Origin of the sequence: Streptomyces sp. NPDC058678 (genome assembly GCF_042714835.1) — a bacterium.
In the GTDB taxonomy this organism is placed as follows: domain Bacteria; phylum Actinomycetota; class Actinomycetes; order Streptomycetales; family Streptomycetaceae; genus Streptomyces.
This window is the reverse complement of the sequence record NZ_JBHXSG010000003.1, coordinates 1-14,101: the sequence shown is the minus strand read 5'-3', so window position 1 is coordinate 14,101 and position 14,101 is coordinate 1. Positions and strand designations below refer to the sequence as shown.

The 14,101-nt window shown below is 72.5% G+C and carries 15 protein-coding genes and 1 pseudogene; 10 read left to right on the top strand and 6 right to left on the bottom strand.

Features of this window, described 5'->3' with window-relative positions:
• Nucleotides 1–16 precede the first annotated feature (16 nt).
• The 4 genes from ACFWWR_RS04435 (at nt 17) to ACFWWR_RS04420 (ending at nt 3,889) form a co-directional block, all read left to right on the top strand.
• Nucleotides 17–763 (top strand): hypothetical protein, encoded by a 747-nt coding sequence (locus tag ACFWWR_RS04435; RefSeq protein WP_383867523.1) that lies wholly within the window; start codon nt 17–19, stop codon nt 761–763.
• Between the two features lie 38 nt (nt 764–801).
• Complete coding sequence (locus tag ACFWWR_RS04430) at nt 802–1,500, top strand: response regulator (protein WP_383867525.1); 699 nt, start codon at nt 802–804, stop codon at nt 1,498–1,500.
• Entirely contained in the window at nt 1,497–3,368 is a 1,872-nt protein-coding gene (locus tag ACFWWR_RS04425; RefSeq protein ID WP_384301914.1) for a sensor histidine kinase, read from the top strand. Before ACFWWR_RS04430 ends, ACFWWR_RS04425 begins: the two co-directional genes overlap by 4 nt.
• Nucleotides 3,369–3,439: 71 nt before the next feature.
• A complete protein-coding gene (locus ACFWWR_RS04420) occupies nt 3,440–3,889 on the top strand; it encodes a DUF6098 family protein (RefSeq protein WP_384301911.1) in 450 nt (149 codons plus the stop codon).
• Nucleotides 3,890–3,901: 12 nt separating this feature from the next.
• Here the strand turns inward: ACFWWR_RS04420 and ACFWWR_RS04415 are convergent, their stop codons facing one another.
• Together ACFWWR_RS04415 and ACFWWR_RS04410 are read right to left on the bottom strand one after the other, a co-directional pair.
• Nucleotides 3,902–4,153, bottom strand: a complete 252-nt coding sequence (locus ACFWWR_RS04415; protein ID WP_384301909.1) for a WhiB family transcriptional regulator — start codon at nt 4,151–4,153, stop codon at nt 3,902–3,904.
• A 189-nt stretch (nt 4,154–4,342) separates the two neighbouring features.
• A complete protein-coding gene (locus ACFWWR_RS04410) occupies nt 4,343–5,563 on the bottom strand; it encodes a saccharopine dehydrogenase family protein (RefSeq protein ID WP_384301907.1) in 1,221 nt (406 codons plus the stop codon).
• Between the two features lie 121 nt (nt 5,564–5,684).
• On the opposite strand from ACFWWR_RS04410, the gene ACFWWR_RS04405 reads away from it, so the two are divergent.
• A complete protein-coding gene (locus ACFWWR_RS04405) occupies nt 5,685–6,398 on the top strand; it encodes a TetR/AcrR family transcriptional regulator (protein ID WP_384301904.1) in 714 nt (237 codons plus the stop codon).
• Here ACFWWR_RS04405 and ACFWWR_RS04400 read toward each other — a convergent pair.
• Nucleotides 6,395–7,294: a LysR family transcriptional regulator ArgP gene (locus ACFWWR_RS04400; protein ID WP_384302112.1), complete on the bottom strand. Its 900-nt coding sequence runs from the start codon at nt 7,292–7,294 to the stop codon at nt 6,395–6,397. The two genes, ACFWWR_RS04405 and ACFWWR_RS04400, sit on opposite strands and share 4 nt — an antisense overlap.
• 69 nt (nt 7,295–7,363) lie before the next feature.
• Between ACFWWR_RS04400 and ACFWWR_RS04395 the strand changes: the two genes are divergently transcribed.
• Together ACFWWR_RS04395 and ACFWWR_RS04390 are read left to right on the top strand one after the other, a co-directional pair.
• Nucleotides 7,364–7,978 (top strand): LysE/ArgO family amino acid transporter, encoded by a 615-nt coding sequence (locus ACFWWR_RS04395; RefSeq protein ID WP_384301902.1) that lies wholly within the window; start codon nt 7,364–7,366, stop codon nt 7,976–7,978.
• A 170-nt stretch (nt 7,979–8,148) separates the two neighbouring features.
• On the top strand, nt 8,149–9,456 hold the full coding sequence (locus tag ACFWWR_RS04390; protein WP_383867539.1) for an MFS transporter: 1,308 nt from the start codon (nt 8,149–8,151) through the stop codon (nt 9,454–9,456).
• Between the two features lie 4 nt (nt 9,457–9,460).
• Here ACFWWR_RS04390 and ACFWWR_RS04385 read toward each other — a convergent pair whose 3' ends face one another.
• From ACFWWR_RS04385 to ACFWWR_RS04375, 3 genes and pseudogenes are all read right to left on the bottom strand, one after another.
• On the bottom strand, nt 9,461–9,916 hold the full coding sequence (locus ACFWWR_RS04385) for a Crp/Fnr family transcriptional regulator (RefSeq protein WP_383867541.1): 456 nt from the start codon (nt 9,914–9,916) through the stop codon (nt 9,461–9,463).
• Nucleotides 9,917–10,223: 307 nt separating this feature from the next.
• Nucleotides 10,224–11,701: pseudogene (locus tag ACFWWR_RS04380) on the bottom strand (aminotransferase class I/II-fold pyridoxal phosphate-dependent enzyme).
• A gap of 51 nt (nt 11,702–11,752) precedes the next feature.
• A complete protein-coding gene (locus ACFWWR_RS04375) occupies nt 11,753–11,980 on the bottom strand; it encodes a hypothetical protein (protein ID WP_383867543.1) in 228 nt (75 codons plus the stop codon).
• Nucleotides 11,981–12,237: 257 nt separating this feature from the next.
• Between ACFWWR_RS04375 and ACFWWR_RS04370 the strand changes: the two genes are divergently transcribed.
• The 3 genes from ACFWWR_RS04370 to ACFWWR_RS04360 all read left to right on the top strand — a co-directional run bounded on the left by ACFWWR_RS04370 (nt 12,238) and on the right by ACFWWR_RS04360 (nt 13,969).
• A complete protein-coding gene (locus ACFWWR_RS04370; protein WP_383867545.1) occupies nt 12,238–12,684 on the top strand; it encodes an ATP-binding protein in 447 nt (148 codons plus the stop codon).
• A gap of 180 nt (nt 12,685–12,864) precedes the next feature.
• On the top strand, nt 12,865–13,722 hold the full coding sequence (locus ACFWWR_RS04365) for a SigB/SigF/SigG family RNA polymerase sigma factor (RefSeq protein ID WP_383867547.1): 858 nt from the start codon (nt 12,865–12,867) through the stop codon (nt 13,720–13,722).
• Between the two features lie 19 nt (nt 13,723–13,741).
• Complete coding sequence (locus ACFWWR_RS04360) at nt 13,742–13,969, top strand: DUF5133 domain-containing protein (protein WP_383867549.1); 228 nt, start codon at nt 13,742–13,744, stop codon at nt 13,967–13,969.
• The last annotated feature ends 132 nt before the right edge of the window (nt 13,970–14,101 follow it).

Below are 14,101 nucleotides of genomic sequence, written 5' to 3'. Positions count from 1 at the left end.
CGGCCAAGGTCGATCCATGATCGGATCCCGACCCTCCGCCGCGCTGCTCGCCGCGTCACTGCTGCTCACCGGATGCGGCGGCGGCGCGGCGGCGATCTCGGACCACCGGCCCGAGGCCGCCCCGACGACGAGCAGGCCTGCGCCCTCCCCGGCGATCTCCGTCGAGGCGGCACCGCGGCAACTGCCCGGCCTGGGGCCGAAGACCCTCGCGCAGGTCCCGTCCCGCGCCCGGCAGGCCGTCGTGGTGAGTGGCCGCGGGAAGGACTCCCCGAAGTCCACGGTCGTGCTGTACGAGCGCACCGCGGACGGCTGGGAGGCCGCAGGGCGGAGTTGGCCCGCGCACAACGCGCTCAAGGGCTGGACCGATCACCACCGGGCCGGTGACCTGCGCTCGCCCGTCGGGGTCTACACCCTCACCGACGCCGGCGGCCGGCTCCGCGACCCCGGCACCCGGCTGTCGTACGACCGTGGCAGCGGGTTCACCGCGACCGGAACGGGGTTCGAGGGGGAGCCGCTGGCCGGGTCCTTCGACTACGTGATCGCCATCAACTACAACCGCAGGCCCGGCACTTCGCCCCTGGACTGGACCCGGCCGCTCGGCGCGGGCCGCGGCGGCGGCATCTGGCTGCACGTCGACCACGACGGCCCAACGCAGGGATGTGTCAGCATCACCAGGAAGCACATGAAGGAACTTCTGCTCGCGCTCGACCCGGCCCTCCACCCCGTCGTCGTCATGGGCGACGCCAAGTCCCTGACCCGCTGAGCCCGCCGAGGTCTCCCGAACCGCTTAGGATCCGCCGCGTGTGCGCACATGTGCTGGTCGCCGAGGACGACGAGATGCAGGCCGAACTCATACGCCGTTCCCTGCTGGCGGAGGGTCACACCGCCACGGTGGTCCACGACGGGCGGGCCGCCCTGGACGCGGCCCGCACGCTCCGGCCCGACCTCGTCGTGCTGGACCTGATGCTGCCGGTGATCGACGGCTTCGGCGTGTGCCGGGTGCTCCGCCGGGACGACGACGTGCCCGTCCTGATGCTCACCGCCCGCGCCACCGAGGACGACCTGCTGCTGGGTCTGGAACTGGGCGCGGACGACTACATGACCAAGCCGTACAGCCCGCGCGAGCTGATGGCCCGCATCCGCACGGTCCTGCGGCGCAGCGGGCGCCCGGCCGTCGACCGGCGGGACGTTCCCGTCGTCAGCGCCGGGGGGATCACGGTGGACCCGGTACGGCACGAGGTGCGCTGCGAGGGCATGCCCGTGGAGTGCACGCCGGCCGAGTTCGAGATCCTCCTCGCGATGGCCGCCGAGCCGGAACGGGTCTTCTCACGGCGGCAGTTGCTGGAGATCACCCGGGGTACCGACCGGTCCTCCACCGAACGGGCCGTCGACGTCCACATCATGAACCTGCGCCGCAAGACGGAGGCGGACCCGCGCCGGCCGGTCCGGCTGCTGACCGTCTTCGGGGTCGGCTACAAGCTCAGCGGCGGCCGCGGATGAGCGGCCGGATCCCGCTGCGCAAGCGCCTGCTGGTCCGGCTGCTGATCGCCTCCGGCCTCATCGCCGTGTGCTCGGTGGCGGCGACCGCCTGGCTGGCCGTGGAGACCACCACCCGCGCGCTCCGGGAGGAACAGGGCCAGGTCCTCGCCGACGACATGGACGTCCTCGCCCGGCTCAGCGGCCATGCCGCGACCCATCCCGACTGGAGGGGGGTGGAGAAGACCGTGCGGGAACTGGCGGCGAAGACCGGGCGGCGGATCGCCCTCACCACCACCGACCGCACGCCGATCGCCGACTCCGCGCCGCGCGGCACATCCCTGCCGGTGAGCGCCGCCGCCACCGTCGACCCGCTGCGCACCGACACCTTCAGCGAACGCGGGGCCCAACTCGGCGGCATCGACCCGCGGGTGGTGGGCCCCTACCGGCTGACGGCGGCGGAACGCGTCAAGCTCGACGCCCTGGCCCGGAAACGGCAGGACTGCTTCGCCCGCTACGGCATCGACACCACCCTCACCCGCACACCGAGCGGCCGCCCGGTCCTCACCCCGTCGGAGGGTGCCGCGGACCGTGGGTACGTGCCCGAATCGTGCGCAGACGGCCTGCTCAACACCCCGATGCCCACGGAGGAGAAGGCGCTCAAGGCACTGGAGAAGCAGGCCCGTGGCTGCCTGACCCGGGCGGGCCTGGAACCCGATATGCCGCTGGCGCTCGGGGCGGACCTCACCCCCGGCGGGTCGCTCCAGGACCCCACCCTCGCACCCGCCTTCGCGAAAGCGGGGGACGGCAAGGCCTGGCGGGTGGCCCGGGCCTGCCTCGACGACGCCCGCCGCGCCCAGCTCGACCCGTACGTCGCCCCCACCGCCGAACTGTTCCTGGGCGGCGGCGGGGACACTCCCGCCGTGCGCTTCGACATGTCCCCGGACAACAAGGCCAAGATCATCGGCGCTGCCGGGCTCGTGCTGGCCGTCACCGTCGCCGTGACCGCCGTGGTCGCCACCCGGCTCGTCAGACCGCTGCGGGCACTGACGGAGGCGGCGCAACAGCCGCCGGACCGGCATGTCCGCGTCCCCGTCACCACCCGGGACGAGACCGGCATCCTCGCCGCGGCCTTCAACGAGCTGACCGAGCGCCGGGAACGCCTGGAGGTGCAGCGCAGGGCGATGGTCAGCGACATCGCCCACGAACTGCGCAGCCCGCTCACCAACATCCGCGGCTGGCTCGAGGTGACCCGCGACGGCCTCGTCGACCCCGACCCGGCTCTCCTGGCCTCACTGCACGACGAGGCCCTCGTGCTGCAGCGCGTCATCGACGACCTGCGCGACCTCGCGGACGCCGACGCCGGCACCCTGCGCCTGCACCCGGAGCCCGTGCGCTGCGACGAACTCCTGGACCAGGTCGCCGCGGCCCACCGCGTCGCGGCCGACGCCGCCGGTGTCCGGCTGCGCACCGCGGTCGACGGCACGCCGTGGCTGGACGCCGACCCGGTGCGGATGCGGCAGGCACTGGGCAACCTGGTGTCCAACGCGCTGCGCCACACGCCCATGGGCGGCACCGTCACGCTGGGCGCGCGCCGCGACGGCGACTTCGTCCTGCTGGAGGTCACCGACACCGGGAGCGGCATAGCACCGGACGATCTGCCACACCTCTTCGACCGGTTCTGGCGCGCGGAGAAGTCCCGCAGCCGTCGCACCGGCGGCAGCGGCCTCGGTCTGCCGATCGTCCGTCATCTCGTCGCCGCGCACGGTGGAACGGCCGACGCGACGAGCGAGCCCGGCGCCGGCAGCGTGTTCACGCTGCGACTACCGGCGCCGGGCGGGCAGGGCGGGCCCCCGGGGGAACCGGCCGCCTCCGTGACTCCGGCACCGTAGCGGCCGGTCCGATTCCGTTCGGGTCGAACGGGTACCCCGTGTCGGCGAACGGCAAAGAGGGAGGTCAGGACATGAGCGCAGCGGACGACCTGCCGGTCGTCAGGACACTCGCGGAAGTCGCCGAGCTGGTCGAGCGGCACCACGGCCTCTACGTCCGCTGGTCCCGCGGCCCCGAGACCGACCTCGGCGATGCGTCCAGCACGGACGACCTGACGGGCGTACGCATGTCGGGGCTGTCGGCGAACCCTCTCGACGTCGAGGAGTGGTGGGACGGTCGGCCCGTGGAGGTGTGGGTCGCCCGCCGCCTGTACGACTACTCCCATCTGCCCCACGAGAAGGGGCCCAGGGTGTACCCATGGGTCCTCAGAGGCCGGGAGACAGGCCGAGGGCCCGACAACGAACCGCTGGTCGCGGACGTCCGACCGATGTGCCGGCTCGACTCCCGGATGATCGACGAGGCGCGCGACGCGGTGGACCGCCAGGACGCCTCCTGGGGTCCACTGCGCCGCCAGGGCCGCTGACGCGGCCCCGTGTCACCCGGAGTTCCTCCGGGAGCCCGCGCGCCGCCTCAGCGCACGGCGTTCGTTCTCGCTCGTGCCGCCCCAGACGCCAAGAGTCTGCCCGGTGTCCAGCGCCCACTGCAGGCACGGCTCCTGCACCGGGCAGCGTCGGCAGACGGCCTTCGCCTGCTCCTGCTGCACCAGCGCCGGGCCGGTGCTGCCGATCGGGAAGAAGAGATCCGGGTCCTCCTGGCGGCACGCGGCATGGTCTCGCCAGTTGTCCATGAAATGTCACCTGCGATCGAAAGTCGTGTGCCCTCGGGGATGCCTTACTCGTTTGCGGGTCACCTGTCGATGGGTGGGTGAAACAACCGAGTCCTGTGCGACGCGGGGACGGTACGGAAGAGCGCGGTGGAAGACGCGGCCGGGAGACGTGGTGGAAGACGCGGCGGGAGACGCGGCCGGGAGACCCGCTCACTGCTCGCGGACGCCCCACGGAGAGCCGTAGTCGGTCAGCAGATCCAGGAAGGGCCGGGCCGGGAAGGCCTCCGGGCCTAGGACGCCCGCGCCGGCCCAGGCGCCGGTGGCGAGGAGTTCCAGGGCGACGACCGGATTGACGGCGGTCTGCCACACCACCGCCTGGCAGCCGTACTCCGCCATGGACCACTGGTTGTCGACCACGTGGTACAGGTACACCTCGCGCGGCGCCCCGTCCTTGACGCCCCGCACCCAGGTGCCCGCGCAGGTCTTGCCGTGCATCCGCTCGCCCAGCGTCGCCGGGTCCGGCAGACACGCGGCCACGACGTCCCGCGGCGAGACGGCGACCGGACCGGCGGCGCTCGGCACGGTCACCGGGTCGGTGCGGTCCAGGCCCAGCAGGTGCAGTGTCCTGAGCGTCTCGATGAACTCCCGCCCCAGCCCGTACTTGAAGGTGACGCGGCGCGCGCCGACCCAGCGCGGCACGAGCAGCACCTCCTCGTGTTCCACGTTCACGCACTCGACCGGACCGATGCCCTCGGGGAAGTCGAAGACCTCGGGTTCGCTGAACGGTTCGGTGGTGAACCACCCCTTGTCGGCTTCATAGACGACCGGCGGGTTGAGGCATTCCTCGATGGTGGTCCAGATGCTGAAGGAGGGCGCGAAGTCGTAGCCGTCGACCGTCAGGTTCGCGCCGTCGCGGATGCCGATCTCCTCGATCTCGTCGAAGAGCTCGTCGGCCGCGTACCGGGCGAAGACGTCCGACAGACCCGGTTCCACCCCCATGCCCACGAGCGCCAGCACGCCCGCCTTCTCCCACTCCTGCGCCTGCGCGAACTGCTCGTCGCCGAGCTTCACCCCGCACTCCTGGTACGGCCGCTCGGCGTGCGGGCGGGACAGCGACATCGCCATGTCCAGGTAGGTGGCGCCGGCCGTGCGTGCCGCCCGGAACAGCGGCATCACGAAGCGCGGGTCGGTGGCGTTCAGGAGGACGTCGCAGCCGTGCCGCCCCAGCAGCGCCGCCACGGCCGCCTCGTCGCCGGCGTCCACTCGCTCGGCCAGGAACCGGCTCCCGTCGTCACCGAGGGCCGCTACGGCCGCCTCGGCGCGGGCCGGGTCGTAGTCGGCGACCACCATCGTGTCGAAGAACGGACGCCGGGCCGCGATCCGGGTGATGGCCGTGCCCACACCACCGGCTCCCACGAGCAGTACACGCATGACAAGAACTCCATCGGTCGAGGGTCGACGAGTGGTCGAAGAGCGGGCCCGGGAGCGATCCAACGCCGCCGGTTCGCATAAGGTCAATGGCGTTGGCATAAGGCCCCGGGAGGAGACGACCGTGCCGAAACCAGTGGTTTCCGAGGAGAAGCGGCGCCGGCGCCGGCCCACCAGGGGCGGCACCGTGCTGTCCGAGCGGCTCATCGTCGAGACCGCGCTGCGCATGCTGCGCGAGCACGGCAGCGCGGGCCTGACCGCCCGCCGCCTCGGCCTCGCCCTGGACGCCGACCCGTCCACGCTCTACCGGTACTTCCGCGGCATGGACGACCTGACCCTCGCCATCGGCGACGCACTCCTCGGCCAGGCCCTGCGGGGCTGGCTGCCGACGGGCGAGTGGCGGGCGGACCTGCGTGCCGTCGGACTGCGCGTCCACGCCGAGTACGTGGCCCATCCGCAGGCCGCGCTGCTGACCACGAGCCGGGTCACCGGCCGCGCCAACGAACTGGCCGCCGACGAGGCCGTCCTGGACATCCTGCGCCGGGCCGGGTTCCCGCTGCCGGACACCGTGCGCATCTACCACGCCTTCATCGACCAGACCCTGGCCTTCGCCGCCCTCGACGCCGCCTCGCTCGCCCTGCCGAGCGACTCGCTCCACGCCGACGAGGACGTGTGGCGCTCGACCTACGCCCGCCTGCCCCGCACCACACACCCGCGCATCGCCGAGGCGGCACCTCTGCTGGCCACCCGCATGGTGACGAGCGCCTATCCGACGGCCCTGGAGATGCTCCTGGACAGTGCCGAGGCCCAGCTCCGGGCCCCAGCGCCGGGAGGCTAGCTGCGCAGCGCCTCGGAGGCGGTCGCCGCCACCGCCTCGGCCACGGCGGCCAGCGCCGATGAGTCCAGCTTCCACTGCTGCCAGTACAGCGGTACGTCGAGCGGCCGGTCCGGCGCCAGGGGCACGAGGCGGCCCTCCCGCAGCAGCCGTTCCGCCTGCACCTCGGGCACCAGGCCCCAGCCCAGGCCGGCCGCGACGGCCTCGACGAAGCCCTCCGAGGTGGGCACGGAGTGCCGCGCCGCACTCGCCCCGCCCCTGCCGCGCCGCAGTCGCCGGACGAACGCGTCCTGGAGGTCGTCGGTCCGGTCGAAGGTCATCACGGGCGCATGGGCCAGGGCCTCCCGCAGCGGTCCCCCGAGATGCCTCTCGGCGAACTCCGGGCTCGCCGCCGCGATGTACCGCATCCGCCCCAGGGGCCTTACGGAGCAGCCCGCCACGGCGTCGGACGACGAGGTCACCGCGGCCATCACCCGGCCCTCCCGCAGCAGCTCCGCCGTGCGCGTCTCGTCCTCGCGGCGCAGCTCGAAACAGAGCCGCTGCTCCTGCGGGACGCGGGTCAGCGCGCCCAGGAACCACGTCGACAGGGAGTCCGCGTTCACCGCGACGGACACCCGGGTCGGCTCCCCGTCCCCGCGCATGCCGAGCTCGGCCCGCGCGTCCCGCTCCAGCCGGGCCAGCTGCCGGGCGAAGCGCACCACGACCTCGCCGGACTCCGTCGGCCGCACCGGTTTGGTGCGTACCAGCAGCACCCGCCCCGTGCGCTGCTCCAGCGCCTTCACCCGCTGGCTCACCGCCGACGGCGTGACGTGCAGGGCGGCGGCAGCCGCGTCGAACGTGCCCTCGTCGACCACCGCGAGCAGCGTCCGGACCTGATCCAGCGGGAGTTCGGTCATCATCACGACAACTAATGATACGTAAGAATCTTTAGCTGTACTCGCGCTGATCGTGTCTCTAGCGTCGACGTCATGACCGCCTCTCTGACCGCCGCGGCCGCGGGCTTCGGCACCGGCCTCTCCCTCATCGTCGCCATCGGCGCCCAGAACGCCTTCGTCCTGCGCCAGGGGATCCGCCGCCACGCGGTCCTCGCCGTCGTCGGCATCTGCGCCCTGTCCGACGCCCTGCTCATCGCCCTGGGCGTCGGCGGCGTCGGTGCCGTGGTGGTGGCGTGGCCGGGGGCACTGACCGCGGTCGGCTGGATCGGCGGCGCGTTCCTGCTCGGCTACGGCGCCCTCGCCGCCCGCCGGGCGTGCAGGCCGGGCGGCGGCCTGCACACCGAGGGGGAGGCGGAGGGGTCGGTCCGGCGGGCCGTGCTGACCTGCCTGGCGATGACCTGGCTCAACCCGCACGTCTACCTCGACACCGTCTTCCTGCTCGGCTCCGTCGCCGCCGACCGCGGCCCGCTGCGCTGGACGTTCGGGCTCGGCGCGGTGCTCGCCAGCCTCTGCTGGTTCACCGCGCTCGGCTTCGGCGCCCGTCTGCTGGGCCGTTTCCTGGCCAGGCCGGCCGCCTGGCGGGTCCTGGACGGCCTGGTCGCCGCGACCATGATCGTCATGGGCCTCCTGCTCGTCATCGGAGCCTGACGGGCCTGACGGGCCTGGCGGGCCTGACGGGCCTGGCGGGCCCGGCTGGTCTGGCCTGACATGCCTGACAGGCCTGACCGCGGGAACTGAGCATGCGCATCCCGAACGCTCGGCCGGTGCTGCGATAGTGATCCCCGGTCCGAAAGATGTAACGAGCAACCAGGAAGCCCGTGGACACCAGCGAGAGCAGCAGCGAACCTCAGACGGCGGCCGCGGACGAGGGCAAGCCGAACGACCGGCGCGGCTGGCGCCGCTGGGCCATGGACACCCGCCCCCTGCGCCGGCCGGCCTACCGCCGCCTGTGGTCCTCGACGATCGTCACGGCCGTGGGCAGCCAGCTCACCGCCGTCGCCGTGCCCAAGCAGATCTACGACATCACCGGATCCTCGGCCTGGGTCGGCGCGGCCAGCCTCGCGGGGCTCCTCCCGCTGATCGTCTTCGCGCTGTGGGGCGGGGCGATCGCCGACAGCATGGACCGGCGCAAGCTGCTCCTGATCACCAACAGCGGCATAGCCGTGACGTCCGTCCTGTTCTGGCTCCAGGCGGCCATCGGGCTGGACTCGGTGGCCGCCTTGATGGTCCTGCTCGCCGTGCAGCAGGCGTTCTGGGGCCTGAACGCCCCGGCGCGCAACGCCTCCATCGCCCGTCTGGTCCCCGAGCAGGAGCTGGCCGCCGCGAACGCCCTGGGCTCGACCGTCATGCAGACCGGCCAGGTGGTCGGCCCGCTGCTCGCCGGCGTCCTCATCCCCGTCATCGGCCTGCCCGAGCTGTACCTCATCGACGCCCTCGCGCTGTGCGTCACTGTCTGGGCGGTCCACCGGCTGCCCTCGCTGCCGCCCCTCGCCGCCACGGGGACGAGCCCGCGCCGGGCGGGGGTGCGGGAGATCGCGGCCGGTTTCCGCTACATCTCCCTGCACAAGGTGCTGCTGCTGTCCTTCCTCGCCGACATCGTGGCGATGGTCTTCGGCATGCCCCGCGCCCTGTTCCCGCAGCTCGCCGCCCAGTCGTACGCCCCCTACAGCGAGGGCCTCGCCCTCGGTCTGCTCTTCGCGGCGATCCCCATCGGCGCGGTGATCGGCGGCCTGTTCTCCGGCACGTTCTCCCGCGCCCGCCGGCACGGCTGGATGGTCATCGGAGCGGTCGTCGCCTGGGGCGCCGCCATCACCGGGTTCGGCCTCAGCCACAGCCTGTGGCTCGCGGTGGTGTTCCTCGCCCTGGCCGGGGTCGCCGACATGGTCTCCATGGTCTTTCGCGGGGCGATCCTGCTGTCCGCCGCGACCGACGAGATGCGCGGCCGCATGCAGGGCGTCTTCACGGTCGTGGTCGCGGGCGGCCCCCGCCTCGCCGACGTCCTGCACGGCTCGGCGGGCTCGGCCTTCGGCGCCCCCAAGGCGGTCGCGGGCGGCGGGATCCTGGTGATGGTCGTGATGCTGAGCCTGGCCCTCGCGGTGCCGGCACTGCGCCGCTACCGGGTCTGACGTCCTACAGGGCGCTCCGCCGGCCCGTCGTGTACTGCTCCATGAGCTTGCTCCGGGTCGTCTCCAGCCGGTGCGCGAGGATCTCGGCCACGGACCGCACCAGGATCATGCCGAGCTGCGCGTCCTCCTCGCACAGCCCGAGCACCGCGGCCGCGTCGAACTCGTAGGCGCGGACCGGGCTGAAAGCCTCCGCGCCGAAGTCCCACCGGTACGGCGGGAACAGCCAGGACCAGCCGAGCAGGTCGCCCGCGCCGAGGCCGGCGACCGTCACCCGCCGCTGCGCCGTCACCTGCTGGGTGAGGGAGACCGCGCCCGAGCGGATGACCCAGAAGCGGTCGGCCGTACCGCCCGCCTCGAAGATCCGGGCGTCCTCGGGGAAGGCGACCTCCCGGGCGAGCGACATCAGGCGCTGGCGCTGGGGCGACGGAAGGGCGGTGAGCAGTTTGATCGCTTTGGTCATGACGCGGGGCTCCTCGCCGGCGATGGATTCCGGTTTTTCCCTACGCCCATTTCAGCGGCTGCCGCCGCCCCGGGCACCTCGGCGGACCGAAGAATCGAACGGGGGACGTCGCAGGGCCATGCGTGCCATGGGGTGGCGAGGACAGAAAAAAGCCCTGGCTGGACGGGGGAGACCAGCCAGGGCCGTTCAGGGTGGCGCGGGAGGACGGTTACGTTCGACTCCGCGACCACGTATGCATGAACCGTAAACCATCCCTGGGCCCTGTGCGCAACCCGATTCGGGTCACGTGACCTGTTTCACTCCGACTTCACTCGGAGCCCTCTGCCGCGACCCTGATCGTCTCCAACCGGGGGTCGGCGGCGTCCGGAAGGTTCATGCCCGCCTTCAGGCCGGTGACCAGATAGCGCAGCACGGGCTCCGTCAGCCGCTCACCCGGCAGGACGGCCGGAATCCCCGGCGGATACGGCGTGATCATCTCCGCCGCCACCCGGCCGGCGGCCTCGGACACCGGCACGTTCTCGGCCGGGCCGAAGAAGGCGTCCCTCGGCAGACGGGTCTGTGCCATCCGAAGCTCGGGCGGCGAGGGCACCTCCACTCGCGGGGCCGGGCGCAGTTCCGTCGCCGCGTCGGCCGGGTCCTTGAGCGCGGCGAGCAATTGGCCGGCCGTCTCCCTGTCGTCGGCGTGGGTGAGCTGCGCACCGATGCGGCGATGGTCCGTGAGGTGCATGGCGACGTCGCGGTGTTCGCGCAGCCAGTCGGCCGCCTGGTATCCGGTGATCCCGAGCCCGTCGATGTCGATGACGCAGGGCAACGGGTCCATGTCCACGGCCGCCCCCGCCCCGCAGAAGTCGTCACGGTCGTTGACGTGCATCCCGTCGATCCCCTCGACGGCGGCCCGCACCTCGGCGGCGAGGTCCAGCGCGCCGCCCATCAGCTCCCTGCCGCGCAGGGCCATCTGCCGCCGCCAGCCGTCGAGCCCGGCATACAGCAGTACCGACGGGCTGGTGGTGCCCAGCAGGTCGGAGCGCATGTGCAACAGGTCCGCCGGAACGAGGTCGCCCTGCAGATGGAAGACCGACCCCTGTTCCAGGCCGCTGCCCATCTTGTGGATGCTGGTCACGCAGATGTCGGCGCCCGCGTCCATGGCCCAGGACGGCAGGTCGGGGTGGAAGGGCAGATGAGCGCCCCACGCCTCGTCCACGATCAGGGGGACCGAACGGCGGTGACAGAGCTCGGCGACCGCCCCCAGGTCCGCGCAGGTGCCGTACGGCGTCGGGCCGGTGATCAGAGCGCCCTTCGCGTCGGGATGGGCCTCGAACGCCTTCTCGAAGTCCGCGGCGGACGGGGGATGAGCCGGATGCCGCTCCGCGTCCCGCCGGGGGGCGACCCAGACCGGCTCGATCCCGGACAGGATCAGCCCCGACGCGACCGACTTGTGTACGTCCGTCCGATCAGGCGCTTCTCGTGCGGCCCCGCCACGGCCAGCATCGCCGCCTTGACGGACAGCGAGCTGCCGCAGGTCGTGAAGAACGTGCGGTCCGCGTGCACGGCATCGGCCATGAGCTCCTCGGCCCGTTCCAGCACCCGCCCCCGGGTGAGCCGGTCGTCCAGGCCGCCCGTCGCCGGCAGGTCACCGAGGAACACCGCGTCACCGAGCACCTCACGCACCGCGGGATCGGCGCCCCGGGCCTGCTTGTGACCCGGTGGCGCGAATGACATCCGTCCCTTGCGGTGATAGTCGGCCAGAGCTTCCAGAACAGGTGCGCGGGTGTGATCGGCTGCCATGGGCCACGGGTGCCCGGACGAGCCGTCAATCCGCCGACCAGGCCGGGCCGGTCACCCCTCCGCCGCGCGCCGGCCCGGCGTCAGAATCTCGTCCAGCACCCTGACCACGGTCTCGTACGCCAGAGTCCGCACGGCCGCGTCATGGGCACCCTTGTCGTCCTGGTCCGCCCGGCGCAGGTCGTCGCTGCGGGTGCGCCAGGTCCGCTCCTCCTCCGCCGCACAGGCCCGGGCGCGTTGGATGCGTCGCAGCAGTTCGTCTGAGTCCACCACATCGGTCATGTCTTCCGCGTACCCGCTCCGAGCGCGGGGATGGGCCCGAGTTCCCGCCGGGCACGAAAGGTTTGGCGCGCCGGGGAGAGGTGAGCCGAAAGAGAGAGACCTGCGGAATTCGCGCAGCGTGACGGTGGAATCCGCGCGGCCGGATCGGCCGGCCGTCGGGCCCGCGAGGTGCCCGCACAGTGTCCGCACCCGTCCGCGAGCGCCGCACGCGCACCGGGCGCGGCTTCGTTTCTTCAGCGATTCAGGGAGCTACAGGGATGTGCGAGGAGCACAGGACCGAATTCGTCCTCCAGTCGTCGTCCGTGGCCGACCGGCGCGGGCAGCCGCGGCCGTGCAAACCGGCCGAGGCGCGCAGGGCGGTCGAGCGGGCCGTGACGGAACGCTGCCGCTCCACCCACACACCGTGCGACGCGGACACGCTGTCCGACGCCCTGCTCGTCGCCTCGGAACTCACCACCAACGCGATTCTGCACGGCGGCGGCATCACGGACTTCCACGTCGACGTCGTGGGGCCCGGCGTGCGCCTGTCGGTGAGCGACCGCAGCGACGAACTTCCGGTGGTCAACGCCCCGGTGGATCCGCACGGGCGCCGACGCGTCGGCGGTCACGGCTGGCCGATCGTCTGCCGGCTGTCCCGCGACGTCCGGGTCACCGACCTGCCTTCGGGCGGGAAGTGCATCACCGCCGTGGTGCCCCTGTTCTGAAGACTTTTTCAGAACTGGAGTTTGCACCAAGGGGGGCAGGGCAGACGCAATTTCGTGCTTCGGACCGGAGGCGCGCCAGCGGGAGCGGTATGGCTGCTCCGGGGCCCTTCCAGGTCATCCGGGCAGCGCCTTTCCCTCCCGCGGTAATGACCTGAGACGACCGTTCAGGAGCGATTCCGCATGCTCATCGACATGTCGACAAACCGTCCCGGCACCCCCGCTCGAGAGACCGCTCCGACCCGGCGCCGGCACGACGACGCCCCCGACACCATCGCCCTCTTCACCCGGCTGGCCGCCCTGGAGGACGGCCCCGAGCGCGACGCCATCCGCGACGAACTCGTCACCGCCTGGCTGCCCATGGCCCACCGGATCGCCGGACGGTTCCGCGACCGCGGGGAATCGATCGAGGACCTGCGCCAGGTGGCCGCCCTCGGTCTGGTGAAGGCGATCGACCGGTTCGAGCCGGAACGGGGCGCCTTCGAGAGCTACGCCGTGCCCACCATCACCGGTGAGGTCAAGCGGCACTTCCGGGACCGGATGTGGGCGCTGCGGGTGCCCCGCCGGGTGCAGGAACTGCGCAACAAGGTGCGGGTGGCCCGGCGCGAGCTGACCCAGAGCCCCGGTTCCGCCGAGCCGTCGGCCGCCGACATCGCCGCCCACACCGGACTGACCGAGGACGAGGTCGCCGCCGGAATGGAAGCGCTCGAAAGCTTCAGCACCCTGTCGCTGGACGCCGAGCTGTCCGCCGGCGACGACGGCTACAACCTCGCCGACACCCTGGGTTCGTCCGACGCCTCGTACGACACCGTCGTCGACCGCGAGTCCGCCAAGGAGGGCCTGCGCCGGCTGCCCGAACGGGAGCGGGCCATCCTCTACATGCGCTTCTTCGAGGACATGACCCAGAGCCGTATCGCCGACCAGCTCGGCATCTCCCAGATGCACGTCTCCCGGCTGATCAGCCGCAGCTGCGCCCGGGTGCGGGACGAGGCGCTGGGCCAGCGGACGAATCTGCGCGGCCCCGGCGGCCGCGCGGTCTGAGGAACGAGGAGTGAGAGGGATGCTCAAGCCCCATCCGGCCTTTCTGCGCCGACTCGTCGAGGAGTACGAGTCGATCCGGGCCGAGGAGGCCGCACGCGGCCTGGCGGCACCGGGCCCGAGGTCCCTCGACCTCGCCTACACGCTGTGCGTGTCGACCGGCACGCGTGACGTGAGGCTGGCGCTGGACGCGGCACGCCGCGTCCTGGGGGCGGTACCGGAGTCCCGGTCTGTGCCACTGGCCGAATGACCGGGCCCGCGTGACGATCACGCCGCCGAACGGTGGTGCGGAGCGCGACGAACTGATGAGAGCGGCTGCGGGACGCCATGCGCGCGACCCGCAGCCGCGCGGGCCCGGCACCCACCGCCGCGCCGCGTCCCC